The organism is Fervidobacterium pennivorans DSM 9078 (genome assembly GCF_000235405.2).
In the GTDB taxonomy this organism is placed as follows: Bacteria; Thermotogota; Thermotogae; order Thermotogales; family Fervidobacteriaceae; genus Fervidobacterium; species Fervidobacterium pennivorans.
On record NC_017095.1, the window covers coordinates 2,058,905 to 2,082,617 of the forward strand.

Genomic DNA, 23,713 nt, shown 5'->3' on the forward strand with positions numbered 1-23,713 from the left:
CGTGGGGGGAAAAAAGATGTGTGGTATAGCTGGTGTATGGAACGTTGACGAGGCGTATAACGTTATTCATGATGTTTTACTTACGCTCCAGCACAGAGGTCAGCAATCCGCTGGTGTAGTTGTGAATGGCTTCAAATCAGTAAAAGGTGAAGGGTTGGTTGAAAATGTTTTAACTTCGGAACGTTACATTCCTGGCACTAAGGGAATTGGGCATGTGCGTTATTCCACCTATGGCTCACTCGACGAAATCCAGCCGATAACAGCCCACACTCTCAAAGGAAGAATTTCTGTTGCACATAATGGAAATATAGTTGATGCAGATGAAAAAAGAAGGTTCATAATGGAAAGTGGAGGTATATTTGCAACCACACTTGATACAGAGATTATCATCCATTATTTTTCAATCGCTCCCTACGCAAATCCACGCGAATCACTTCAGTGGGCCCTTTCCAGGATAAAGGCGGCATATTCGATAGTGGTTTTGCACGATACATTCCTTGCAGCTGCAAGAGATTCCTTCGGCATCCGTCCGCTCTTTTACGGCAAGTTTCAGGAAGGCTATATTGTAGCGTCTGAAGATGTGGCATTGAGGGTTTTAGGTTGTGAAGAAATAACGGAAATTGAACCTGGAACTGTTGTGTTTTTTACCGATAACAAACCTCCTGAAATTGTCAGATTTGCTAAACGCGATGATAGATTTTGTTCATTCGAGTTTGTCTACTTTGCTCGCCCTGATAGTAATTTCTATGGTGTGAATGTGCATGAGGTTAGAAAAGCGTTAGGAAGAAAACTATACGAAGAACACAAACTTCAAGCGGATATTGTTGTTCCTGTTTTGGACAGCGGGTTTTCCGGTGCGCTTGGTTACAGTCAAGCATCTGGGATACCAATAGAATATGGATTGATAAGGAACCATTACATTGGACGGAGTTTTATCATGCCGAAGAATAGGCAGGACATCGTTCGAAGAAAATTGGCGGCTTTAAATGCTGTGCTCGAAGGTAAGGAAGTTTTGTTAATCGACGACTCAATTGTTCGTGGAACGACGATGAAGCTGATAGTTGAAATGGTGAAGGAAGCTGGTGTCAAAAAAGTTTATGTCGGCATACATTCACCACCTGTAGTTGGACCTTGTAACTATGGAATAGATACATCAAGAAGAAGTGAACTGATAGCCTCTCAAAATGACCTTGAAAAACTCCAGGAGTATGTTGGAGCCGATAAGTTGGTTTACTTGTCTGTTGAAGGGTATCGAGAAGTCTTTGAAAGCTGTGGGGTGCGTGGAATATGCATGGGGTGTTTCGATCTGAACTATCCAGTATGAACAACATTGAACAGTCTAACAAACCAAGCATAGTTGTTCTTGCTTCTGGCAATGGAAGCAATTTCCAAGTGCTGGCAGAAAAATCGCTTTCGGGAGAACTCATTGCTAATGTGAGGGCACTTATCGTCGACAGAGCATGTGGAGCAATTGAGAGGGCAAAGAAATTAGGTATAGAAGTAATAATTCTTTCAAAACCTTGGTATGAGGATTTTGAAAAAGTTATCAATGACTTAAAGCCAGACTTGGTAGTTTTGGCTGGGTTTATGAGAATTATCCCCGAACATATAGTGGCTAAGTATTTTCCTAGGATTGTGAATATCCATCCATCTTTGCTTCCAGCCTTTCCGGGAAAGGATGCGATAAAACAAGCGTATGACTATGGGGTCAAGGTAACGGGAATTACTATACATTTCGTCGATGCCGGTGTTGATACCGGTCCGATAATCTTTCAAAAAGCTATAGAGATTGAGGAGAGTTGGGATTTAGAAACGCTGGAGTCAAAGATTCATGAGCTCGAGCATGAGAACTATTGGAGGGTAATCAACAATCTACTTCAAAAACCACACAAGATAGAAGGAAGAAAAGTTAAGTGGGGGGTGTAAGTTTATGGAATTTTTGCAGGTGGAAAACGTTAAGAAACTTGAGCTTGAAAGGTGCGATATCGAATTGAGGTATGGTGAAAACGCACATGAGAGGGCTTTTATCTTCGGAAAGCCTCAGTTTGAATTGTTGCATGAAGGAAAACAACTTTCATACAACAACATATTGGATGCAGAGGCAGCATGGGTCCTTGCCAAAAACTTGCAAACAATCGGCGGTGGCGTAGCGGTTATAAAACACCAAACACCTTGTGGGGCGTCGTATCTGAGAACTGGTAGCGATGAAGAAAAAATACATACCATCACAAGGGCAATTCAAGCGGATAGTGAATCGAGCTACGGGGGTATACTTGCAACAAGCTTTCCATTTACTCTGGATATGGCTAAAGCTATAAACACCTACCTTGAAGTTATCGTTGCACCGGAATTTGAACCACAAGCGGTGGAATACTTATCGAAAAAGAAAGTCAGGCTTATAAAGCCTAAGGAATACACACCGTATGCTGGAAAAGTTGCGTTTGGTAGTTTGGTTTTATCTGAAAGAAAATTCGAAGGTGAACCGGAATTACTTTTTGGTGAGCCGTGTGATGTTAAAGATATAAAATTTGCACTTATTGTTGTGGAAGCGGTGAAATCTAACGCGATAGTGATTGTGAAAGATGGTGTTACTGTTGGTATCGGCGGAGGGCAGCCATCGAGAAAAAGGTCAGCGTGGATAGCCACAACTCTGGCAAAGGATAATGCAAAAGGTGCGATAGCAGCATCTGATGCATTTTTCCCATTCACAGATGGTTTGGAAATACTTATCGATGCAGGTGTTAAATGTGTCGTTGCCCCGCTCGGTTCTATACGGGACGAGGAAGTGCTGAATTTTGCACGGGAGAAGGACATAACGTTCTACAAATCCCCAATAAGACTCTTCAGACACTGAAAGCATGGTTGAAGAACGTATTTTTGGGAGTGAAGATACATGAGTGGAGTTAGAAAGGTTAAAAGAGTGTTGGTCCTTGGAAGCGGTGGAAGGGAACATGCTATTGGATGGGCGTTCAAAAACGCTGGTTGTGAAGTTTCCTTTTACCCAGGTAACGCTGGAACAAAATTGGAGGGTAAAAATTTAAATATTAGCGAAGCAGAGCTTCTCAGTGGCAACATCTTAGGTGAGTTTGATTTGGTAATTCCGGGTTCAGAGGATTTCTTGGTTAAAGGTATCGCAGATGGAAGAATAAATGTCTTTGGGCCAGATTCGGCTGGTGCTAGACTCGAAGGTTCAAAGTGTTTTGCAAAACTCTTTATGGAAAAATACAATATACCTACTGCAAGATTCCAAATTGCGCGAAATAAAGTCCAGTTGGTTGATGCACTCAAATCATTCACACCTCCTTATGTTATTAAAGCAGATGGGCTTGCGCAAGGTAAAGGTGTAATAATAGAAGATAACTTTTCAAATGCAGTTGAAAATGGTAGCAAACTTATGGATGGAACTCTAATTCCAGGGGTTAGTGGTCCCGTGGTTGTGGATGAATTCTTAAAGGGTTGGGAATTATCTGCCATTGCCATCGTAAGTGGTCGCAAATTTGCACTGCTACCGTTCACCCGTGATTACAAACGTGTCTTTACAGGCAACAAGGGACCAAACACCGGTGGGATGGGAGCCTATGGGCCTGTTGAAATAAATCAGAAACTGGTCGAGAAAATTCGAACCATATTTGATAAAACATTGTTTGGATTGGAAAAAGAAGGAATTTACTACAAAGGTTTTCTTTACATAGGTCTTATGATTGTAGATGAAGAGCCATACGTTTTGGAATACAACGTCCGACTTGGAGACCCAGAAACGGAAGTAATAGTTGCTATGGAACCTGAAAAATTTGTGGGAAATGTTCTGAAGGCTTTTAATAATGAAGACTTTGAGGAATACAAATCGTCAAAATTCGCGGTTGATGTGGTCGTCGCTTCGGAAGGGTACCCGGAAAGTCCCAGAAAAGGACAAAAGATTGTGATTGAGAATATAGAAAATAGTGAGAAAGAGGGAAACATACTCTTTTACGCCGGCGTCAAAGAGCAAAATGGTGAATTGGTTGTTTCCGGAGGAAGGGTTCTACATTCTGTTGGAATTGATAACGAATTGGGAAAGGCGAGGGAAAAAGCATACAAAAACATACAAAATATACACTTCGAAGGTATGTTTTACAGAGATGATATTGCTCTGTAGTTTGTTATTCTGGGTAAACATGCGGGGTGAGAATATGAATGATGGTGGTATGAAATACACATACTCAGGCTCGGGTGTAGATGTTCTTAGAAATGATGAATTTACCGATTATATCAAAAGTGTTGTCAAAATTCCAGAATGGGTGGTTAAAGAACCTACAGGATACGCCACAATTTTGAATTTCACAAATCCTCCGATAGTATTGACAGCAGACGGTGTGGGCTCAAAGTTATTGTTACATATTGAACACGGCAGATGGGAGGACGCAGCCCAAGATTTGATAGCGATGAACTACAACGATATAGTGTGTGTGGGTGGACTTCCAAAGGCATTTGTTGACTATTTAGGTGTGAACCATATAGACAAAGACCACTACGAATTTGTTAAAGCACTCGCTAAAAAGCTTTCAGAGTATGACATGGCACTTGTTGCTGGTGAAACGGCAGAAATTCCGTCCATTTACAGCGATAGAGATTGGGATGTTGCAGGTTTTTGTGTAGGTACACTCCAAAGAAGGATACCTGTTGAGACGATAAATTATGAAGACTTAATAATAGGATTACCTGCCAGTGGGTTTCATTCCAACGGATGGTCACTGATAAGAAAAATCTTAAAAGAAGAAAAGATAAGTATCAAAGAGTTGGACTTCGACCTTTTGAAGGGTACTAAGATATACAGCGAAGTTACAAAAGTCTTTGAACTTGTTAAAGGTATTGCCCATGTTACGGGGGGCGGTATTTTAAGAGCATTAAGGAGGGTATTGAAAGACAAAGGATGGGAAATCACCATAAGACTACCAGACTACATGCGATGGGTGTTGAAATACGTCGAAATCGAAGAAGGTATGCGAACATTCAACATGGGTTATGGGATGATTTTGATTGTCTCGAGGGAAATTTTAGACAAGGTTTTAGAAATCACGGGTGGTGAGGTTATAGGCGTGGTTAGTAAAAATACAAAAATTGTGGTACAATAGTTGCGAATTCAGAATCAAAAAATTGGAGGTGGAGAAATTGAAGTTAAAACCATGGGTTATAACACTCATTGTGATACTTGTCATAGCTTTGATATCTATTTTTTGGGCGATAGGCACTTACAACAAAATAGTTGCTTTGGAACAAAAAGTTCAAGAGAGCTACAGCCAAATTCAAAACCAACTCCAGCGAAGGGCGGATTTGATACCAAACCTCGTTGAGACTGTAAAAGGTTACGCTGCACACGAAAAAGAAATCTTTGAAGCGATTGCCGATGCACGGTCTAAGTTAATAGGTGCACAGACTCCTGAAGAACAAGCAACCGCCGATGCACAGTTAAACAGCGCGTTATCAAGATTGCTTGCCATTGTTGAGAATTATCCAACGCTCAAAGCTGATGCGAATTTCAGACAGCTGATGGACGAACTGGCAGGAACAGAGAACAGAATAGCTGTAGCAAGAAAGGATTACAACGAAGCCGTTAGGGAATACAATGCGTTTATAAAAAGATTTCCCAATATGTTGATTGCAAATGCGTTTGGTTTCAGAGAGAAACAGTACTTTGAAGCAAAACCAGGAGCCGAAGAAACACCAAGTGTGAAGTTTTGAATATTCAGACTCTGAATTGCCTGGACTATTGCGAATAAAAGCTTGGGAGCCCGGTATACTCTGCCGGGCTTTCTGTATTGTTTTTTTGGTCTTTAAGCTTCTTATTAAGTGATAGCTTGGATGTTGTATAATAATCTTGTAGTATTCTTTGTAGGTGGATTAAAGGGGGCTCAGGAGTATGAAGATAGATTTACTTTTTGCAGAAATTGGCTCAACAACTACTGTTTTAACGGCTTTTCATTTTGGTTTTAAACCGAAAGTAATAGCCCAGGCGGAACACTGGACCACAGTTAACGAAGGTGATGTGACAATAGGTATAGAACGCGCTCTTAGAAAGATTAAGGAACAACTTGGTGAAGACATCAGTTGGGAGAGGTTTGCAGCAACAAGCAGTGCTGCAGGCGGTTTGAAGATGACTGTTCACGGGCTTGTTTACGATATGACTGTTCGCGCGGCAAAGGAGGCAGCCCTCGGTGCGGGAGCGGTTATCAAATATGTGACGGCTGGGAAAATGGATGAGTTCCATTTGAAAAAGGTAGAGTCCATACAACCTAAATTGATTCTTTTGGCTGGTGGAGTTGACTACGGAGAAAGTGAAACGGTTATCCACAATGCGAAGATGTTAGCTAAATTGCCACTTGATGTGCCTATTGTTTACGCAGGAAATGTTGCGGCAGCTGAACAAGTGGAATTCATACTTACAAATGCAGGTAAAAAGGTCTACGTTACTGAGAACGTTTACCCAAGGATTGATTATCTCAACGTAGAACCAACAAGAAATGTTATAAAGGAAGTGTTTGCCGAACATATTGTAAAAGCACCCGGAATGGATAAGATAAAAGATATGGTGAACTACGAAATTATCCCTACACCTGCTGCAGTTATGATAACAACAGAGCTTGCCTACGAACATTTTGGTGATTGTTTGACAATAGATATCGGTGGTGCAACAACAGATGTAGATTCTGTTACCGACGGCTCTCCCGAAATACAGGAAATGCTCATTTCTCCTGAACCTTTTGCAAAGAGGACCGTTGAGGGCGATTTGGGACTATACGTAAACGCACACAACGTTATCGAGATGATTGGCGAGGAGAATTTAAGAAAGCAATTCGAAAATTACGATGAGCTTGTCAAAAGAATAAGTCCGTATCCGGCAACTGAGCGTGACGAGTATTTCATAAGCAAGCTGGCAATGTTCTGTGCACAACAAGGGTTGAGAAGACATGCGGGAAGTAAAAAACACCTTTACACTCCAACAGGTAGAAAGACGATAGCTGAAGGAAAAGATTTGACCGCTGTTCGTGTAATCTTTGGCACAGGTGGTTTTCTATCAAGGTCTAAGCATGCAAAGGAAGTCTTGGAAAGTTTAAAACATCTTTCAAAACTGCACCCAATGGAGTTGTTACCCTCGGAAGAGATAAGTTTGTACAGAGATAAACACTACATATTTGCTGCAATAGGACTTATTGCGAGTAAAATAGATAAAGATATAGCAAAGCAACTTCTTGAGATGGATGTTGAACTATATTAAGAGGAGGAGAGAAAATCATGAGCGCTGTCGAGAACAACGCAATGAAAGAAAAAGTACTAGTTATAAAGACCGAAGAAGTGGAGAGGTTGTGCAAAGGTAGAACAGGAGTTGTTGAGGTTCCTCAGGAAGAATTTTTTAGTGTGCTAAAAAATGGATTTTTTGTTGAGCGGGAAATAGCAGAATACGACGAAACGATAAGGCAAGTGATTCCATACATCGTTCTAAAAGAAGGAGACGAATATATATTCTTTAGGCGAACTGCAAATCAAACTGAGAAAAGGCTCCACAATTTAATTACACTTGGAGTTGGTGGACATTTGAATATAGAAGATTCACAGGACCCAATTGAATGTTTCGAAAAGGGTTTAAGAAGAGAATTATCAGAAGAAGTTGATGTTGAAGTGAAATCACTGAACTATGTAGGTTTAATAAACGAGACTGAGAATCCTGTGAGTCGTGTTCACGTTGGTGTGCTCTATATTGCAGACGTTAAATACAATGGGATAGTTGAGAAGGAGAATTTCGTAGAAATCAGGTCGAAAAGATTGGAAGATTATATTGAGGAGATGGAAGGATGGGCGAAGGTGGTAGCATTATACTTAGAACATTCGCAAAGTTAAACCTTTGCCTGGATGTTTTGAGAAAAAGGGAAGATGGTTATCATGAAATAGATTCGTTGTTTCAAACGATTTCGCTTTTTGATAGGATGACTGTCAAAATAACACGTGGAGATGGGGGTTTAAAATTAGAATCAAACGTTGAAATTGAAAATAACATAATCGAAAGAATTTGGAGATTGGTTAATATCACCGACTACGATGCACATGTCTTGCTTGAAAAGAATATACCCATTGGTGCAGGACTTGGTGGTGGTAGCAGCAACGCTGCAGGATTTTTAGTAGCTTTAAAAACTTTCAGACTTATAAGCGAAATAGATGCGTTTGAATTGGCAAAATCTGTAGGTAGTGATGTGCCTTTCTTTTTGTACGGTGGTACTGCAATTGTTTCAGGCAGGGGGGAAATAATCGAAAAGGTCGAACCACTTGAAGGTTTCAACGTGGATGTGTATTTTCCTGGTTTTTCGATATCAACAAAAGAGGCATATGGGAAGCTGAGAGCGGAATGGTTTGGAAAAGCACCAATGAAAGCAACTGAACTATACGAAGCTTATCGCTCCAAAGATTTGGAAAAGATAAAATCAGGGACCTACAACATCTTCGAGAAAGTTATCCCTGAAGGATTGTTAGATAGGATAGAAGTGTTAAGAAGTGAGAACCCCGCAGCACTCACTGGTTCAGGTAGTGCCTACTTTGTTCTAACACCACAAGGCAAGTACCACTTCACTAAGAAAGGAGTGGTGATTGATGCCTTTGAGGAAGATTAGATGGGAAGAATTGATCGTAGATAAACGTATCGTTCCGCAGTTAGAATCTACTGAAGAAGTTAAGAAAACTCAATCCTTCATTGGACGTGAAAGAGCTGTAAAGGCTTTGCGTTTTGGACTGGATATGGACAAAGATGGATACAATGTCTTTGTCGTCGGACTACCTGGCACCGGTAGGAAGACGTTTGTCAAACATTTTGTTACTGAATATGCCCAGAGAAAACCCGTGCCGTCGGATGTTGCTTATGTAATGGATTTTGATGACCCACAAAAAGCAAACACACTCTTTTTGCCTGCAGGAAAAGGTGTTGAGTTCAAAAAAGATATGGAAAAACTTGTGGAAAACTTAACGGAAAAGATTTCAAAGGTCTTTGAAGGAGAGGACTACAAAGCACGAAGAAGAGAGATAGATGAAGAATTCGAAAGTGAACAGGAACGTATAACGAAAGATTTGGTTGAAAAAGCACAGGCATTGGGCTTTTCGATTAAGTTCACACAAACCGGTGTGAATTACTATCCCGTTATGAATGGTAAGGTCTTAAAAGAGGAAGATTTTTCGGCTCTGAGCGAAGATGAGAAAAGAAAAATAGAGGAAAATGAAAAGAAAGTTCAATTATTAATTGAAGCCGCCGTGGAAAATGTACGTAAACTTGAGAGTTTATACAAAGAACGTGTGAGAGATTTAAATCGGTATGCATTGTTGTTCGCTACGGAAGAGTTTTTCTCCGTAGTTGAAGAAAAGTACCCGTTTAGTGATGTGAGGGAGTTTATACAGAAAATTAAAGAGGACATAATAGAAAAAGTTAGTTCAACAAAAAAGCTTGTAGACCTTGAATATTATTTTAGAAGGGCTTACAACGTAAATCTCGTTGTCGATAACTCGGATTTGAATTGTGCTCCAGTAGTTTTCGAAGACACACCGACGTATCATAACTTGTTCGGAAAAATCGAATATATTGAGCGTGAAGGGATGCTTTACACGGACTTCAATATGATTCGCCCTGGTTCTTTGCACAAGGCAAACGGAGGTTTTTTGATTGTTGATGCAAGGGAACTACTCGTGCATCCGTTTGTATGGGACAGGCTTAAGAAAATCCTTTTTTCAAAACAACTCGAGGTTGAGAACATCGATACAGCATATGGTTATTCGACGATAGCAACTTTAAGAACGGAACCTATACCACTGAAAGTTAAAGTGATACTCATAGGAACACCTGAGATATATGAGCTATTACATGAATACGACCCAGATTTTGAAAAGCTATTCAAGGTCAAGGTGGAAATGGACTGGGAACTTGATGCTACCGTTGAAAACATCTCGGATTTGGTTGCTTTCATTACAGATTACACTCGAGAAGGAGAGCTTTTACCTGTTAGAAGAGGTGCGATAGAAAAAGTAATCTGGTATTCGGCGAGACTATCTGGCGATAGAACAAAACTTTCAATGAGACTTGGTGCATTGATTGACCTTTTGGAAGAGGCAAACTTTTTTGCCACGAAGAGGAATTCCAGGTATATTGAATACGAAGATGTTGCACGTGCTTTAAAAGAACGAGAGGAGCGTTTGAAGCTTGTTGTGGAAAAATACGATGAGATGTTTCGAAAAGAGGAACTCATGATAGACGTATCTGGTAAAGTTGTAGGACAGGTGAACGGATTAACTGTTATGAACTTCGGTGATTTTGAATTCGGTTTGCCAGTGAGAATAACAGCGAAGACGTATCTTGGTAGTTCCGGCATTTTGGATATCCAGAGAGAGGCGGATTTGAGCGGTCAGATACATAGCAAGGCTGTGATGATTTTAACAGGGTATCTAGGTAGTAAATATGCTAAGAAAGTGCCATTCTCGATAGGTGTTTCAATTTCCTTTGAACAGGTTTACGGATATGTTGAAGGTGACAGTGCATCACTTGCCGAAGTGTTGGCGATTATCTCTGCGATTTCCAAAATACCACTAAAGCAAAACATAGCGGTTACAGGATCGATAAACCAACACGGGCACGTTCAACCAGTCGGTGGGGTTACCGAGAAAGTGGAAGGTTTTTACCGTATTTGTAAAATAAAGGGGCTCACAGGTAATCAGGGAGTTATCATACCAAAAGCGAACGTAAGGAACTTAGTTTTGTCTGATGAGGTCCTCGATGCGATAAGAAGCGGGTTGTTTCACATTTGGACCGTTGATGATGTGGACGAAGCAATTGAGTTGATGACCGATATGAAAGCAGGAATTATGAACAAAAACTACGAATATCCACGCGGCACGGTGAATTATTACGTTGTCCAAGCACTTAAACGTTCTCACGACATAGCTGAGGGAAAAGGTAAAGAGAAAAAGGCGAAGAAAAAACGAGAAAGAATGTAATATATTTTGAAAAGACTGATAATATGGGACTAAGTAGACTATTCTAAAACTTGTGGTATAATTTTCCTTGTCTTGAAGTAAAATGTAAAATCCTTTTTTAGGAGGAGGCGGTCGAATTGAAAAGAATCGCAGTGATGACAAGTGGAGGAGACTCTCCAGGAATGAATGCCGCTATCAGAGCTGTTGTAAGATATGGTATCAAGTCCGGTTTGGAGGTTTATGGGATTAGACGTGGATACGCTGGTCTTCTTGATGAGGATATCGAACCGATGACGTTTGCATCCGTTGGTGGCATTATGGAAAAGGGTGGAACGATTTTGAGATCGAGTAGGTGCCCCGAGTTTGTTAGGAAAGAGACTAGGGCAGAAGCGGCAAAAATTCTAAAAAAACATGGTATTGAAGGTTTGGTTGTCATTGGCGGTGAGGGTAGTTTACATGGTGCGATGTTCTTAGAGGAAGAACAGAAGATACCTGTTGTTGGAATACCTGGAACAATAGATAACGATATCGCTATGACTGATATGAGTATAGGTGTAGATACCTGTCTCAACACGGTTGTTGATGCGATACAAAAACTAAAAGACACTGCCAGTTCACATGAAAGGGCTTTTATAGTCGAAGTTATGGGTAGGTCTTCGGGGTATATTGCAACGGTAAGTGGATTAGTAACCGGAGCAGAAGCGATAATTATCCCGGAGGTTCCAGTGAATTACGAAGAATTGGCGAATAAATTACTGGAAGAAAGGGAAAGAGGAAAGATTAATTGTATCGTTGTTGTTGCCGAAGGTGCGGCGAGTGCATACACTGTTGCAAGGCATTTAGAATACAGGATAGGATACGAAACAAGAATCACTATACTTGGTCATATCCAGCGTGGAGGTTCCCCAACGGCATTCGATAGGCTCCTTGCTTCGAGGATGGGAGTGGCAGCTGTTGAGGCTTTGATGCGTGGAGAAAGTAGTGTCATGACTGCACTCCAGGGTGGAAAGATAACAACGGTCAAACTTGATGAGGTGTTGAAAGAAAAGAAAAGACTCGATATGGAATTAGTAAAGCTTGCCGGGATACTTTCATAAAAATGACAGACAGAAGGTGTAACTTTGATAGTCAAGAATGGTTATGTCTGGAACGGGACGATTTTTGAGAAGAAAAACCTTTACATCGAAAATGGTAGGTTTGTGCCTCATTCAGATACCGGACCTGTGGTGGATGCCACAGGTCTATTTGTAATGCCTGGATGGGTAGATTCACACGCGCACGTCATAGGAACTGGAATGAAAATTTTGACACACGACCTGACGAGAGAAAATCTTTTCGACATCCTTACAAAAACAAGAGAGTCTTCAGAAAGTTTTGTCATTGCACGTGGTTGGGAAAATCTTCCAGAAAAACAACTACTCGATAAGGCGACTGAACTGAAGATTCCGGTTTTGTTAGTGCGAAAATGTGGACATGTTGCCTGGATAAATAATTATTTGAAAGAGAAAATAGGAAAGAACAGAGATGAGGATAATTTACTCTTTGAAAAAGAGATAGAAAAGGTTTGGAATTTCTTTGGAGATGAGTTTTTCTCAAAGGCATTTGAAAAAGGACAGGAAGAATTTCTGAAACACGGTGTTACCCAAGTGCACTCAGATGACTTTCATGGTGTTAGTTTTGAGACGCTAAAAAAGCTCTTAAAAAACAGCAAAATTAGAATCTTTGAAAAGCTCTACACCTATGAGCCGTGGAATTACGAGTTCGGAGAATTCGGCATTTCGAAAATTGGTGGTATAAAGCTGTTTGCCGATGGTTCGCTTGGTGGAAGGACTGCATGGATGTTTTATCCATACAAAGACACAGGCAGTTTTGGTATGAATACGTTGCCGGACAATTTTGATGAGATAGTGGAATTTGCAGAGAAAAGAAATATACAATTAAATATACACGTGATTGGTGACAGGGCACTTACGGAAGTTTTAAACAGACTTGAGAAAAATAAAGCGAAGTCAAGACACAGGTTGATTCATTTGCAATTTATTTTGAAAAAAGATTTTCCAAAGTTGAGAAGTTTTTATCTCTCAGTCCAACCACACTTTTACTTTGAAGATATCCCGCTATTGGATAACGTTTCTTTTGAACTTGCCTATCCATTTATCCAAATGCACAAATCAGGATATATAATGGCATTTTCTACAGACTCTCCTGTTTCACCGGCTGATCCAAAGTATGTGCTTGAATATGCGTTTAAGATGGGGTTTACAAGGGAAGAAGGGATTTATTACTATACCGAAGCAGGTTCTAAGATTGCTGGATACAAATGTGGAAGAATAGATATAGGGTACTGCGGGGACTTTGCTTTATATGACGGTAACGCTTTTGAAGAAGACCCTGTTGCCGTGTTTGTAAATGGTGAGGAGGTAATAAGAAGATGAAAATAGACTATGGCAAATATTTTGAAAGACCAGAAGATGATTACTCTTTCGATGTCATTGTAATTGGTGGTGGGCATGCCGGAATTGAGGCAGCTCTTGCTTGTGCAAGGCTTGGACTAAAAACAATGCTAATAACAGGAAACCCTGACAATGTAGGCTGGGCTTCATGTAATCCAGCCATTGGTGGTTCAGCCAAAGGCATTGTAGTCCGAGAGATAGACGCACTTGGCGGAGAGATGGCAAAAACTACTGATGAAACCATGATAAATGTGAGGATGCTCAACACAAGTAAAGGTCCAGCGGTTCAAGCGTTGAGGGCACAAATAGATAAATACGCTTATTCTCGAACGATGAAAAGAAAATTGGAAAATCAAGAAAACCTGCTTTTACGTTATGGGATTGTAAAAGAACTTCTCGTTGAGAAGGGAAAGGTTGCAGGTGTTGTCGATTCGTTTGGAATAGACTATCGTGCGAAAGCAGTCATAGTAACCACAGGGACGTTCCTTAGAGGGAGGATATTCATCGGTAGAGAAACTATGGAAGCGGGTAGAATGGGTGATTTTTCTGCACATGGGTTAACAGAATCGCTTATAAACTTTGGTTTTAAGGTTGGGAGGTTTAAGACAGGAACGCCTGCGCGTGTACTGAAAAGAAGTATCGACTTTTCAAAAATGGTAAGACAAGATACAGATGATGTCCCTTGGGCATTTTCCCATTTCAACGAACCTAAGGTTCTTTCCAAAGACTATCCATGTTGGTTAACTCATACCCTTCCTGAGACGCACAAAATCATACGTGATTACCTGATATTCTCACCACTCTATGGTGAAGTAAAACTCATCCAAGCAAAAGGGCCAAGGTATTGTCCATCAATAGAAGACAAAGTGGTGAAATTCGAACGTGAAAGCCATCAAGTTTTTGTTGAACCAGAAGGGAAAGACACAGAAGAGTACTATTTAAATGGTTTGTCCACAAGCTTACCTTACGCTGCTCAAATTAAGATGCTTAGAACAATCCCGGGACTTGAAAATGTCGTCATTGTTAGACCTGCTTACGCAGTTGAATATGACTACATCGACCCAACACAGCTTTATCCCACATTAGAATCAAAAATTGTTGAAAATCTTTATTTCGCTGGTCAAATTAACGGAACCAGTGGATACGAAGAGGCGGCTGGTCAGGGGATTATAGCTGGAATAAACGCAGCATTGAAATTACGCGGAGAAGAACAACTGATTTTAAAAAGGTCTGAGAGTTACATTGGTGTCATGATTGATGACCTTGTAACAAAGGGAACAGACGAACCTTACAGATTACTCTCTTCGAGAGCAGAGTACAGATTGCTTCTTAGACACGATAACGCACACCTCAGGTTGGCAAAATACGGTTACAGAGTTGGTTTAATTCCAAAGTGGTTTTACGAAAGAGTTTTGGAGATAGAGCGCGAAGTGCAAAGACAGTTAGAAAGACTTGAGAACGTCAAAGTCCCACTTTCAGGACAGGTGAATGAGCTTTTGGTGAGACTTGGTTCAGCTCCTTTGAGTGAAGGAACGAGATTAGCAAAGCTACTCAGAAGGCCTGAGATTAAATACGAAGATATAAAAATCTTAGACCCAGAGCCAATTACAGACAGAGAAGTCCTTACACAAGTTGAAATACAGCTTAAATACGAAGGATATATAAAAGCTATGCTGGACCAGGTGAAAGTATTTGAAGAATACGAAAATTTACATATTGGAAACTTAAAGTTTACAGAAGTGCCTAATTTATCGACCGAAGCGCGCGAAAAGTTAGAAAAAATAAAGCCCTTCTCAATCGGACAAGCAATGCGAATCCCCGGAGTAACACCGGCAGATATTATGGCATTATTAACCTATATTAGGAAAAAATAAGAATTTTTACAACTTGATGGATGAAAAATGGGCAGTGGCACCCTTATTTTGACAGAATGAGATTTTATGGTAAAATATAAAGTGATTTTTTTGTAACAATTAGAATAAGGGGTGGTAGGAGTGCGAAAAATACTAGTATTCCTGATGTTAGCGATGGTTGGATTGGCATTAGCTTTTTACATAAACTATCAAGTGCAATCAGGTGATACTTTATACGGTATCTCGAAAGGTTTCGGGATACCTATTCCAGTTATTCTTGATTGGAATCCGGATATATCACCCTCGAGTTTAAAAGTGGGGCAGAAGCTGAAAATACCTTTTGTCCCAGGAATTATGTATAAACCAGTCAGAACTTTGACACTCTCAACTTTGGCTAAGATATTTTTTGTTGACCCGGAGGAGATTTTGGAAGTAAATCCTGCAATTGGAAATAGTGTACGAGCTGGTAAAGAAGTATTTGTCCCACTTGGTAAAGTAAATACTTCATTCACGCAACTTGTAGACTACATATGGCCCGTTTACGGTAGTATCAGCTCGGAATTTGGTTGGAGAATCCATCCGATATATAACAAAACTATGTTTCACAGCGGACTAGACATAAAAGCAGATAATGGTAGTCCTGTATTTGCAGCTAGGTCGGGTGTTGTTAAATTTGCTGGATGGAAATCGGGATACGGAAATGTAATAATCATCGACCATGGTAACGGTATCGAGACTTACTATGCTCATCTTTCGAAAATCAATGTCTTCGTCGGTTTGAGAGTTGAAAAAGGTGATTTTATCGGAAGAGTTGGAAGCACAGGTACATCAACAGGTCCGCATCTGCATTTTGAAGTTAGAGTCAGTTCAGAACCAAGAGATCCCGTAGCTTACTTGCCAAGAAACAATACTTACGTTATGAGGAGGGTACTTTCTGAGTAATTTGAAGAACAATAAAGTTTTCAAAGAGATGGTCTTTACGTTTGATGAGTCAAAGCAAGATATTGTGGATGACATATTATACGGTGAATACGATTATTATGAGATAGAAAGCAGCGAGGGGAAATTCCTCGCTATTGTTTTGTCATATGAGGAGAAATTGGAAGAGCTCAAGAATGCTCTCACAGATGCCGGGTTGGTTTTTATTGGGTATAGGGAAACAAAGCCCGAAGATTGGTTCAAAAACATAATAACGGAACCTTTTGAGATGATAGAAGGTGTCTGGGTAGACCCAGAAGAACATCATTTAGAAGAAAAGAATGGAATCATTGTTTTGAAAATACCACAAGGCTTGGCTTTTGGTACAGGGCTCCATCAGACAACAAAGATGTCAGCAATGTACCTTAAAAAGTACTTAAAACCCGGCATGGATGTTCTCGATCTTGGTTGTGGCAGCGGAATACTGGGAATACTTGCAAAAAAATTGGGAGCAAGAAGAGTGTTGGCAGTTGATAACGACCCCCTTGCAGTTGAGGTTGCGCAGGAAAATGCTTTAAGAAACAACGTGGATATCGAAGTAAGATGGTCTGACCTTTTTTCACACGTTGATGGAAAGTATGATATAATCGTCTCGAACATCATTGCGGAAATACTTGTCGAGATGTTAAAGAGTGCTAAGAACTATCTGAAAGAAGATGGGTTGTTAATATTATCTGGAATAATTGTTCAAAAAGCGAACCTTTTTGAAGGGTATAATATCGTCGAAAAAATGGTGATGGACGAGTGGAACGCGTTAGTGATAAAGATGTAAAAGTTATCCACTCGCAACTTGGTAGAAGTGTTGATAATGTTCTGGGAGTTGAAAAACGCTGCTTTTGTGGTTTTCCACAGGTTGTCCTCAGCTATCCTATCAGAGATGGCAAACCTTTTCCCACAATTCATTACCTCACATGCCCTCATTTGAGAAAAGAAGTTTCTAAGTTGGAAGAAAAAGGTTATATCGCCAAGTACGAAGAACTAGTTAAAAGTGATCCAGAACTGTTCGAAAAACTTCGAATTGCACATGAGAAAGTTATATCAAAAAGACTGGCTTTATTGAAACCCGAGGATTCTACTTGGTCTTCCGTTTTGTCTTCCGTTGGAACAGGTGGAATAAGGAATTGGAAGACGATAAAATGTCTTCATCTCCATCTTGCAGATTATCTCGCAGGAATTGACAATCCAATAGGTGAGATGGTGTATAATCTTATTGACCAAAAAGAATGTGATAATTGCTACTGTAAAAGTTTTTAAGCCTTATTTTGGTTTTTAAAATTACTAAGCGCGTTAAGAGCATTCTGGGGGAAGAGGTGAACAGAATGGAAGGGGCGGTTTTTTCCACTTTTTCTAATATCTTCCTACTTTTTGATTTTCAAAATCAACCGGTAGATGTCCAACTTGTGTACAAAGAAGCGCAGAAGTATGGGAGAATCGTTGGCGGAAAGGCTTACGGTTCTTGGTCGAAAAATAAAATGGCAGCATTTGCGTTGTACAACTACGGTATAGAACTTGTCGAAGTGCCAGAAGCAGAATTTTTGCCAAATAAGAAAGGAAACGATATAAGATTAGCAGTGGATTGCATAGAACAAGCGCTCAGAAATAACATTGTAGATACATTTTTCCTTGTAACCGGTGATGCAGATTTCACTGCGTTGGTGTATAAACTCAAATCGTATGGAAAGCGCGTAATTGCACTCGCAAGGACGAAGTCAACAAGTTATGAGCTCGTTTCTGCCGTTGATAAGTTCATACCCTACGAGGACATTGTGAAAAACGAGAATCTCACTGACCCTGTGGACAGATTGGCTGAAGAGATGGAGATATTCTTAAAACGTTCCGGAAAGGAATTCACTCGTGACAACCTTTCTCGCTTTTTAATTTCTTTTAACATCAACCCTTCCAAATACGGTTTCCAGACCATGCACGAACTTGTTGACGAAGTTTACGAGAGGAAAGTCCAGAAACCTGAGAGGCTGAAGAATATAAAACAAATGGTTCTGAGAGCGGTCTTGTATGAGTCATTAAGTGAAAAGACACTTCCACGGTTTGCGGAAGATAACAAAATTCCCATAGATGACCTTAAAGCGGCAATTGATATCCTGGTTAACGATAAAGTTTTACTACTTTCAGAAAGCGGTTACGAGATAAATAGAAATAAAGCCTTCTTTGCAACATTACTTGAAAAATACCCAATAGTTGCTGAACATCTTTTGGAATTTGTTGAGAAGACTTACAAAGCATTTGTCAATGGAAGAGTCAAAGCCTTGAACCAACTTTTACAAAGCGAGTTTAAAATCTCGTCAAGCGAATTCAAAACATACGTCGAAGCTGTGAAAAGAAGCGGATGTTTGAAAGGTTTGGATGAAAGTGACTACATATCATATTCAACGCCCGCAAAAATAGTATGCGACCTGGAAATGTTCAAGGTTTCTACATTTGCCTATTTTGTAAAGCGCATACTGTCCCAAACATTCGTTTTCAAAGAAGAAATGGCTTACATAAAGGAGTTAGTATTTTCGAATAATGAGATGTTGTTTGAGAAAACACTGGACTTTTTACAACAAACTGGAGAGGTTATAGAAATAGGAGGTGTGTATTTCTACTCACCAGTATGAGAATAGAAATCATCGTCCCAGGAAAAATTTCCAAACATCTTGTGCCAGCTCAAGAATTCTACGAAGAAAAAATCTCGCGTTTTGCAAAAGTTGAGGTGAATTTTGTCCCACTCGGAGGAGATATCAACACACTCGACCCAAAGGTAATAATCTCAAAAGAATCAGAGCACATATTGAAAAGGCTGAAGGAACGTAAATACACACTTATTGACCTTTGGGGAAAACAGATGACCAGTGAAGAATTTGCTCAGTATATGGATAAAGCTTTTATGAAAGATTCTGAACTGGTCTTCGTCATAGGTGGTCCTCTCGGTATCGATGAAACTCTGCGAAAAAACGCAACCGAGAGAATTTCTTTTTCTAAGATGACATTTACTCATGAGATGTGCCTGATTCTTTTGCTTGAGCAAATTTTTAGAGGGTTTAAAATTCTAAAAAACGAAAAGTACCATTACTGAGCTTGGCACTCAAGTAAAGACGAATTATTGCCGATAATTAACTTAGGAATGGTTATAAAATCTTTGAAAGGATGGTGAAGTGCATGATTGACAAAATCAACAAAGTAGGGATTCATAGTGCTCAGAACGTGCAGGAAGTTAAAGGAAAAACGGAGAAGAACGTAGAAAAATCTAAAGTGAAGGGCGAAGCAAAGAACGTAGCTGATTCTATTATTCTCGAGGAAGGAAAGAAAGTTGCTGAATACATTGAGATGGCTAAAAACTATCCTGAAATTAGAGTTGAACTTGTTAACCAAATTAAACAAGCAATTGAGAACGGGACTTTCAAAGTCGATGTAGAGAAGATAGCAAAGAAGATATTGGAGGGATGAGATAGTGTTAATTGACAACTTGAAAAATGAAATTCGGGTATTTGACAGTATGATTCAAGCCTTCAGGGGGCTTGAAAGTGCTGTTCTCAATAGACAAACGGATATGCTTTCGAGGTACGCAGTTACGATAGAAGAGCTTTCTTTGGAAATTTCAAGGTTGGAAGATGAAAGGGATGTTATTTTAAAGAAAATGGGTTACCAAAGCGTCAAGGATTATATAGATAAATCAACCGCATCCGATGCTCCGCAAATAGCTTACCTTGCTGCTGAGATTGTTGAGAAGCTCAATGAATTGACGATTGTTATGAATAGCATAAGGCAAATCTTTGAATTTGAAAACAACTATTTCGAGTTTCTCAACAATCTTGTCAGAGGTGTTAACCCATCCCCAAATTATTCTTTTAACCAAAACAAACAAGGTGTATCTGCGTATACTACAAACTACAACACTTCCAGATACGACAGTTTAAAGTAAATTACCAGTAGTTTTGTTCCCAAGTCAACAAAGGGAGTGATAGAATTTGCCAGACATCAGCTTATTTGGAACACTAAACACCGGACTCCTTGGAATTTACGCAAGTAAGTTGGCAATGAACGTTGTTGCACATAATATAGCAAATGCAAATACACCCGGTTTTTCAAGGCAAAGACCGGAACTACTTACCATGCCCCCCATTCCTATAAGTTCGCTCACCCAACCTTCAATTCCTTTGCAGATAGGAACGGGTGTATATGTTCGTGATATCAAAAGGGTGAGAGATGCGTTCCTTGATATACAATTCAGACAAACAAACAACAAATACAATTACTGGGACACAATCACTGCGAATCTTCATTTCGTTGAACAACTTGTTGCTGAACCTTCTGAAGCAGGAATTAGGTATTTGTTTGATTCGCTCTGGTCAGGAATTGAGGAGGTTATAACAGACCCAACAAACACTGCTGCGAAACGCGGACTTGTAAGCAGGGCGGAGGAGTTGGTCCAGCATATCCAGGATTTGTATATGCGTTTAGAACAGTTACGTGTGGATTTAGATAACGAAATTGCTCAACGCACACAGCAAATAAACGCGATGGTCAAAAGGCTTGCTGATATAAATGCGAAAGTAAGAACTGCGGTGAGTTTAAGATACACTCCGAACGATTTGCTTGACGAGCGAGACAGAATCTTGGATGAGTTGTCAGACCTTGCCGATATATACTACTATGAAGATAACGCTGGTCAAATAACGCTGAGGATGGGTAACCAGATTGTTTTAACAGGACAAGATGTTGTTGAATTGAGAGCTTTGGAAAGACCGTTTGGCAAAGGGTTTAAGGAAATATTTGCAGGAAATTCGAAAGTGGTATTCAACGATGGAAAGTTGAAAAGTTTATTTGACCTTCGCGATGAAATTCTTGTCAAATACATGAATAGGCTCGATGAGTTTGTGCTTTCTCTCACTGATGAGTTCAATCTAATTCACCAAGATGGTTTTAACGGCGATGGAAGTGTTACCGGTTTAAAGTTTTTCAACGACATCTCTGCTGAGAGGATTGAGGACTCTAAATTGTATCGTTTGGCTGGGGCAAAACGTGTTGAAAACGGTCCTATCAAGTTCATCTCTGGTATGAGTGATAGGAAGGACTTCAGTGATATAACAACGAAACCTTTTATCGAAAAAGGTGCGATAGTGTTCTTCGATGGGACAGAGAAAATCTTCGCTGCACGAGTTAACCCATACGATAAAGTTGAGGACTTCCAAAATACACTTTTATCGATTTCCGATAGGTGGTTTGACTTAAAAGTTGGTGCGCACGGTGATGGTGGATACAGACTCTACTTTGAATCTAATCAGAATTTGAGAAATACACTCGCACTTGACTTCAACGGTAACATGTTCAACACTATGGGTTTTGCAACGAAAAACGTTGATGTTTTTGTTATCGATAGGAAGGATTTCAAAGTCAGTTCTGGGAGCTATAAGATAGCTGTCAATGGAAAAGAGGAAATCTTAAACATCACAGCAGCTACAACGCTTGAGGACCTGGCAAATCAGCTTAACGCACATTTTGGGAGTGATATAAAGGCATTTGTGCACGATGATAAGCTGCTTATAATCCCAACCAAGGCGAACGAATTCGATCTAAAGAACATAAAATTGTCGGATTCCGGAGGATTGTTCACACAAGCTAATATCCATAAGGAAACGTATAAAGCCCTTGACACATCTCGTGAAACGCTTGAGAACATCGTAGGTAGGAGCCAAGCCTTCTCTATCAGGATTGGTGCAACAGAGATAAGAATTGACCCAACAAAGACTACACTACGAGACTTGGCAAAAATGATAAACGAGGCAAATACAGGTATCATAGCAGATGTTACGCCGCATGGAAAATTTGTTTTGCGCGGTTCCAGGTCTTTGGATTTTGAATTAAAAAAGGTTATTCAAGGTCCTGAAGCACTTTGGACGGCACTTGGATTTATAGACCCGGACGGAAATCCTTTGAACGATTGGGATGAGGGGTTTGTATTTGTTAATCCATTTGAACCTCCGAAAGACCAGAGAATGAGATACATTAAGGCGGATGCGTTATTCATAGACAAGCAAGTTCCAAAAGAACCATACAGGTTTGTCGAAAAATTCGCAGTCAACTCAACGATTAAAAGTAATCCCGAGACGTTAGCTGTGGATATCGGATACACTGAGGAAAACTCAAACTGGGATGCAAAGGTCTTTAAGCCTTCCGGTCGTGCAAACACAGGTATTGTTGAACTCCTTTCAGCTTTGAGAAACAAAAAAGTTCTCAACGATGGACTGGAATCATTTAACGAATATCTTGGTAGTGTTGTAGCAGAACTCGGTGTCGAAAGTGAAACTGCAATGAAGATAAAGAGCAATACCGATTTGATGAAAAAAGAAATTGATGGTGAAAGAGAAAGGGTAAAAGGTGTTTCTTTAGATGAGGAAATGGCGAATATGATAAAATACCAGCAGGCGTTCAATGCAGCAGCAAGGGTGATGACCGCTGTGGATGATATGATTTCAAGGGTTATAGATAAACTAGGTTTAGTTGGAAGATAGTATATTTCTTCGTCTTGATAGCGGGAGAGGTGATGTGTATGAGAATTACGAACAACATGATAAACGAACGAACTCTTTTCAATATTCAGCAAAGTTTGTACAGAATCGCACGAATGCATGATAAACTCTCTTCTGGAAAGGAAGTCCAGTATCCTAGCGATGATGCTGTTATTGCTACAAGAGCTTCTAATATATCAAGCAGATTGAGAGAACTCGAACAGTTCAAAAGGAACGTTGACCATGTCAACAACTTTGTCCAATCTTACGACACCACACTTCAAGAGCTATCGAATGTCTACCACAGAATCCGTGAATTGATGGTCCGAGGTGCGAATGGCACAAATGCTGTTGACGAAAGAAATTCGATAGCAGCTGAGCTCAAGGCGTTGAAAGAGCATCTCATCGAGATTGCCAATACAAGGGTAGGGGATGAGTATATCTTCGGTGGTGCAAGGTCAGAGCTGAGACCAGTTGATGAAAATGGTAACATACAAACACCCATAGAAGCAAATGTAAAAAGGAGAATCAATGCGTTAGGTTACACTATTACTTATGGAGTAACGGTTTACGACGTCTTTACCCTTGAAAACGGTAAGACTGTTTTTTCCACTATCGATGATGCAATAAACGCGTTATACGAAGGAAATGAAAGAAAGCTTTCTGAGATATCTTTGAAAGAAATCGGTATTTTGGAGCGTTCAGTTATGGAGCATTTTGCATCCGTTGGTGCAACGTCAAGAATGGCAGAGATGGTAGCTTCCAGAATAGAAGATTTGAAACTTTTCAACACTGAATACCTTTCAAAAGAGCAGGATGCAGATTTAACAAAGGTTTTGACGCAACTGAGTATGCAACAAGCTGTGCTTGAGGCTTCTTTAAAATCAGCAGCTATGGCCATACAAAAATCACTTGTTGATTTCGTTGGTGGATAACTTTTGGATAA

22 protein-coding genes are annotated in these 23,713 nt (G+C 40.1%); all 22 read left to right on the forward strand.

Annotated features, from left to right (window positions below):
• The first annotated feature begins 16 nt into the window (after positions 1–16).
• Positions 17–1,324: an amidophosphoribosyltransferase gene (purF, locus tag FERPE_RS09655; RefSeq protein ID WP_014452440.1), complete on the forward strand. Its 1,308-nt coding sequence runs from the start codon at positions 17–19 to the stop codon at positions 1,322–1,324.
• The gene (gene purN / locus FERPE_RS09660) at positions 1,321–1,926 is read left to right on the forward strand and encodes a phosphoribosylglycinamide formyltransferase (RefSeq protein WP_014452441.1); all 606 of its coding nucleotides are present in this window, start codon (positions 1,321–1,323) and stop codon (positions 1,924–1,926) included. Before purF ends, purN begins: the two co-directional genes overlap by 4 nt.
• Before the next feature lie 4 nt (positions 1,927–1,930).
• Positions 1,931–2,854: a phosphoribosylaminoimidazolecarboxamide formyltransferase gene (locus FERPE_RS09665; RefSeq protein WP_014452442.1), complete on the forward strand. Its 924-nt coding sequence runs from the start codon at positions 1,931–1,933 to the stop codon at positions 2,852–2,854.
• Positions 2,855–2,893: 39 nt separating this feature from the next.
• Entirely contained in the window at positions 2,894–4,135 is a 1,242-nt protein-coding gene (gene purD / locus FERPE_RS09670) for a phosphoribosylamine--glycine ligase (RefSeq protein WP_014452443.1), read from the forward strand.
• A 49-nt stretch (positions 4,136–4,184) separates the two neighbouring features.
• Positions 4,185–5,111 carry a phosphoribosylformylglycinamidine cyclo-ligase gene (locus tag FERPE_RS09675; protein WP_041263542.1) on the forward strand — a complete coding sequence of 309 codons (927 nt, stop codon included), beginning with the start codon at positions 4,185–4,187 and terminating at the stop codon, positions 5,109–5,111.
• Between the two features lie 37 nt (positions 5,112–5,148).
• Positions 5,149–5,718, forward strand: coding sequence for a LemA family protein (locus tag FERPE_RS09680; RefSeq protein ID WP_014452445.1), 570 nt, complete (start codon positions 5,149–5,151; stop codon positions 5,716–5,718).
• Between the two features lie 178 nt (positions 5,719–5,896).
• A complete protein-coding gene (locus FERPE_RS09685; protein WP_014452446.1) occupies positions 5,897–7,252 on the forward strand; it encodes a GlmL-related ornithine degradation protein in 1,356 nt (451 codons plus the stop codon).
• Between the two features lie 17 nt (positions 7,253–7,269).
• Positions 7,270–7,872: an NUDIX hydrolase gene (locus tag FERPE_RS09690; protein ID WP_014452447.1), complete on the forward strand. Its 603-nt coding sequence runs from the start codon at positions 7,270–7,272 to the stop codon at positions 7,870–7,872.
• Complete coding sequence (gene ispE, locus FERPE_RS09695; RefSeq protein WP_014452448.1) at positions 7,827–8,636, forward strand: 4-(cytidine 5'-diphospho)-2-C-methyl-D-erythritol kinase; 810 nt, start codon at positions 7,827–7,829, stop codon at positions 8,634–8,636. The genes FERPE_RS09690 and ispE overlap by 46 nt, the downstream gene beginning before the upstream one ends.
• On the forward strand, positions 8,617–10,998 hold the full coding sequence (locus tag FERPE_RS09700; RefSeq protein ID WP_014452449.1) for an ATP-binding protein: 2,382 nt from the start codon (positions 8,617–8,619) through the stop codon (positions 10,996–10,998). Before ispE ends, FERPE_RS09700 begins: the two co-directional genes overlap by 20 nt.
• 116 nt (positions 10,999–11,114) lie before the next feature.
• On the forward strand, positions 11,115–12,074 hold the full coding sequence (pfkA, locus tag FERPE_RS09705) for a 6-phosphofructokinase (protein ID WP_014452450.1): 960 nt from the start codon (positions 11,115–11,117) through the stop codon (positions 12,072–12,074).
• 24 nt (positions 12,075–12,098) lie between these two features.
• Positions 12,099–13,412, forward strand: a complete 1,314-nt coding sequence (locus FERPE_RS09710) for an amidohydrolase (protein ID WP_014452451.1) — start codon at positions 12,099–12,101, stop codon at positions 13,410–13,412.
• The gene (gene mnmG, locus FERPE_RS09715; protein ID WP_014452452.1) at positions 13,409–15,304 is read left to right on the forward strand and encodes a tRNA uridine-5-carboxymethylaminomethyl(34) synthesis enzyme MnmG; all 1,896 of its coding nucleotides are present in this window, start codon (positions 13,409–13,411) and stop codon (positions 15,302–15,304) included. The genes FERPE_RS09710 and mnmG overlap by 4 nt, the downstream gene beginning before the upstream one ends.
• A 120-nt stretch (positions 15,305–15,424) precedes the next feature.
• Positions 15,425–16,225, forward strand: coding sequence for a LysM peptidoglycan-binding domain-containing M23 family metallopeptidase (locus tag FERPE_RS09720; RefSeq protein ID WP_014452453.1), 801 nt, complete (start codon positions 15,425–15,427; stop codon positions 16,223–16,225).
• 1 nt (position 16,226) lies between these two features.
• Entirely contained in the window at positions 16,227–17,033 is an 807-nt protein-coding gene (locus FERPE_RS09725) for a 50S ribosomal protein L11 methyltransferase (RefSeq protein WP_014452454.1), read from the forward strand.
• Entirely contained in the window at positions 17,006–17,515 is a 510-nt protein-coding gene (locus FERPE_RS09730; RefSeq protein WP_014452455.1) for a DUF501 domain-containing protein, read from the forward strand. The genes FERPE_RS09725 and FERPE_RS09730 overlap by 28 nt, the downstream gene beginning before the upstream one ends.
• Before the next feature lie 65 nt (positions 17,516–17,580).
• Entirely contained in the window at positions 17,581–18,876 is a 1,296-nt protein-coding gene (locus tag FERPE_RS09735) for an NYN domain-containing protein (RefSeq protein ID WP_014452456.1), read from the forward strand.
• Complete coding sequence (locus FERPE_RS09740; protein WP_014452457.1) at positions 18,873–19,334, forward strand: 23S rRNA (pseudouridine(1915)-N(3))-methyltransferase RlmH; 462 nt, start codon at positions 18,873–18,875, stop codon at positions 19,332–19,334. The genes FERPE_RS09735 and FERPE_RS09740 overlap by 4 nt, the downstream gene beginning before the upstream one ends.
• A gap of 83 nt (positions 19,335–19,417) precedes the next feature.
• Positions 19,418–19,705: a flagellar biosynthesis anti-sigma factor FlgM gene (gene flgM, locus FERPE_RS09745; RefSeq protein WP_014452458.1), complete on the forward strand. Its 288-nt coding sequence runs from the start codon at positions 19,418–19,420 to the stop codon at positions 19,703–19,705.
• A gap of 4 nt (positions 19,706–19,709) precedes the next feature.
• On the forward strand, positions 19,710–20,180 hold the full coding sequence (locus tag FERPE_RS09750) for a flagellar export chaperone FlgN (RefSeq protein WP_014452459.1): 471 nt from the start codon (positions 19,710–19,712) through the stop codon (positions 20,178–20,180).
• 46 nt (positions 20,181–20,226) lie between these two features.
• Positions 20,227–22,770: a flagellar hook-associated protein FlgK gene (gene flgK / locus FERPE_RS09755; protein WP_014452460.1), complete on the forward strand. Its 2,544-nt coding sequence runs from the start codon at positions 20,227–20,229 to the stop codon at positions 22,768–22,770.
• A gap of 38 nt (positions 22,771–22,808) precedes the next feature.
• Positions 22,809–23,702: a flagellar hook-associated protein FlgL gene (flgL, locus tag FERPE_RS09760; RefSeq protein WP_014452461.1), complete on the forward strand. Its 894-nt coding sequence runs from the start codon at positions 22,809–22,811 to the stop codon at positions 23,700–23,702.
• Positions 23,703–23,713: the final 11 nt, after the last annotated feature.

Bases quoted from the DNA above. Each gene is read 5' to 3' on its own strand.
- purF (WP_014452440.1), top strand. From the start codon at position 17: ATGTGTGGTATAGCTGGTGTATGGAACGTTGACGAGGCGTATAACGTT.
- FERPE_RS09675 (WP_041263542.1), top strand. From the start codon at position 4,185: ATGAAATACACATACTCAGGCTCGGGTGTAGATGTTCTTAGAAATGAT.
- FERPE_RS09700 (WP_014452449.1), top strand. From the start codon at position 8,617: ATGCCTTTGAGGAAGATTAGATGGGAAGAATTGATCGTAGATAAACGT.
- purN (WP_014452441.1), top strand. From the start codon at position 1,321: ATGAACAACATTGAACAGTCTAACAAACCAAGCATAGTTGTTCTTGCT.
- FERPE_RS09685 (WP_014452446.1), top strand. From the start codon at position 5,897: ATGAAGATAGATTTACTTTTTGCAGAAATTGGCTCAACAACTACTGTT.
- FERPE_RS09735 (WP_014452456.1), top strand. From the start codon at position 17,581: ATGGAAGGGGCGGTTTTTTCCACTTTTTCTAATATCTTCCTACTTTTT.
- FERPE_RS09740 (WP_014452457.1), top strand. From the start codon at position 18,873: ATGAGAATAGAAATCATCGTCCCAGGAAAAATTTCCAAACATCTTGTG.
- FERPE_RS09665 (WP_014452442.1), top strand. From the start codon at position 1,931: ATGGAATTTTTGCAGGTGGAAAACGTTAAGAAACTTGAGCTTGAAAGG.
- FERPE_RS09690 (WP_014452447.1), top strand. From the start codon at position 7,270: ATGAGCGCTGTCGAGAACAACGCAATGAAAGAAAAAGTACTAGTTATA.
- ispE (WP_014452448.1), top strand. From the start codon at position 7,827: ATGGGCGAAGGTGGTAGCATTATACTTAGAACATTCGCAAAGTTAAAC.
- flgL (WP_014452461.1), top strand. From the start codon at position 22,809: ATGAGAATTACGAACAACATGATAAACGAACGAACTCTTTTCAATATT.
- mnmG (WP_014452452.1), top strand. From the start codon at position 13,409: ATGAAAATAGACTATGGCAAATATTTTGAAAGACCAGAAGATGATTAC.
- flgM (WP_014452458.1), top strand. From the start codon at position 19,418: ATGATTGACAAAATCAACAAAGTAGGGATTCATAGTGCTCAGAACGTG.
- purD (WP_014452443.1), top strand. From the start codon at position 2,894: ATGAGTGGAGTTAGAAAGGTTAAAAGAGTGTTGGTCCTTGGAAGCGGT.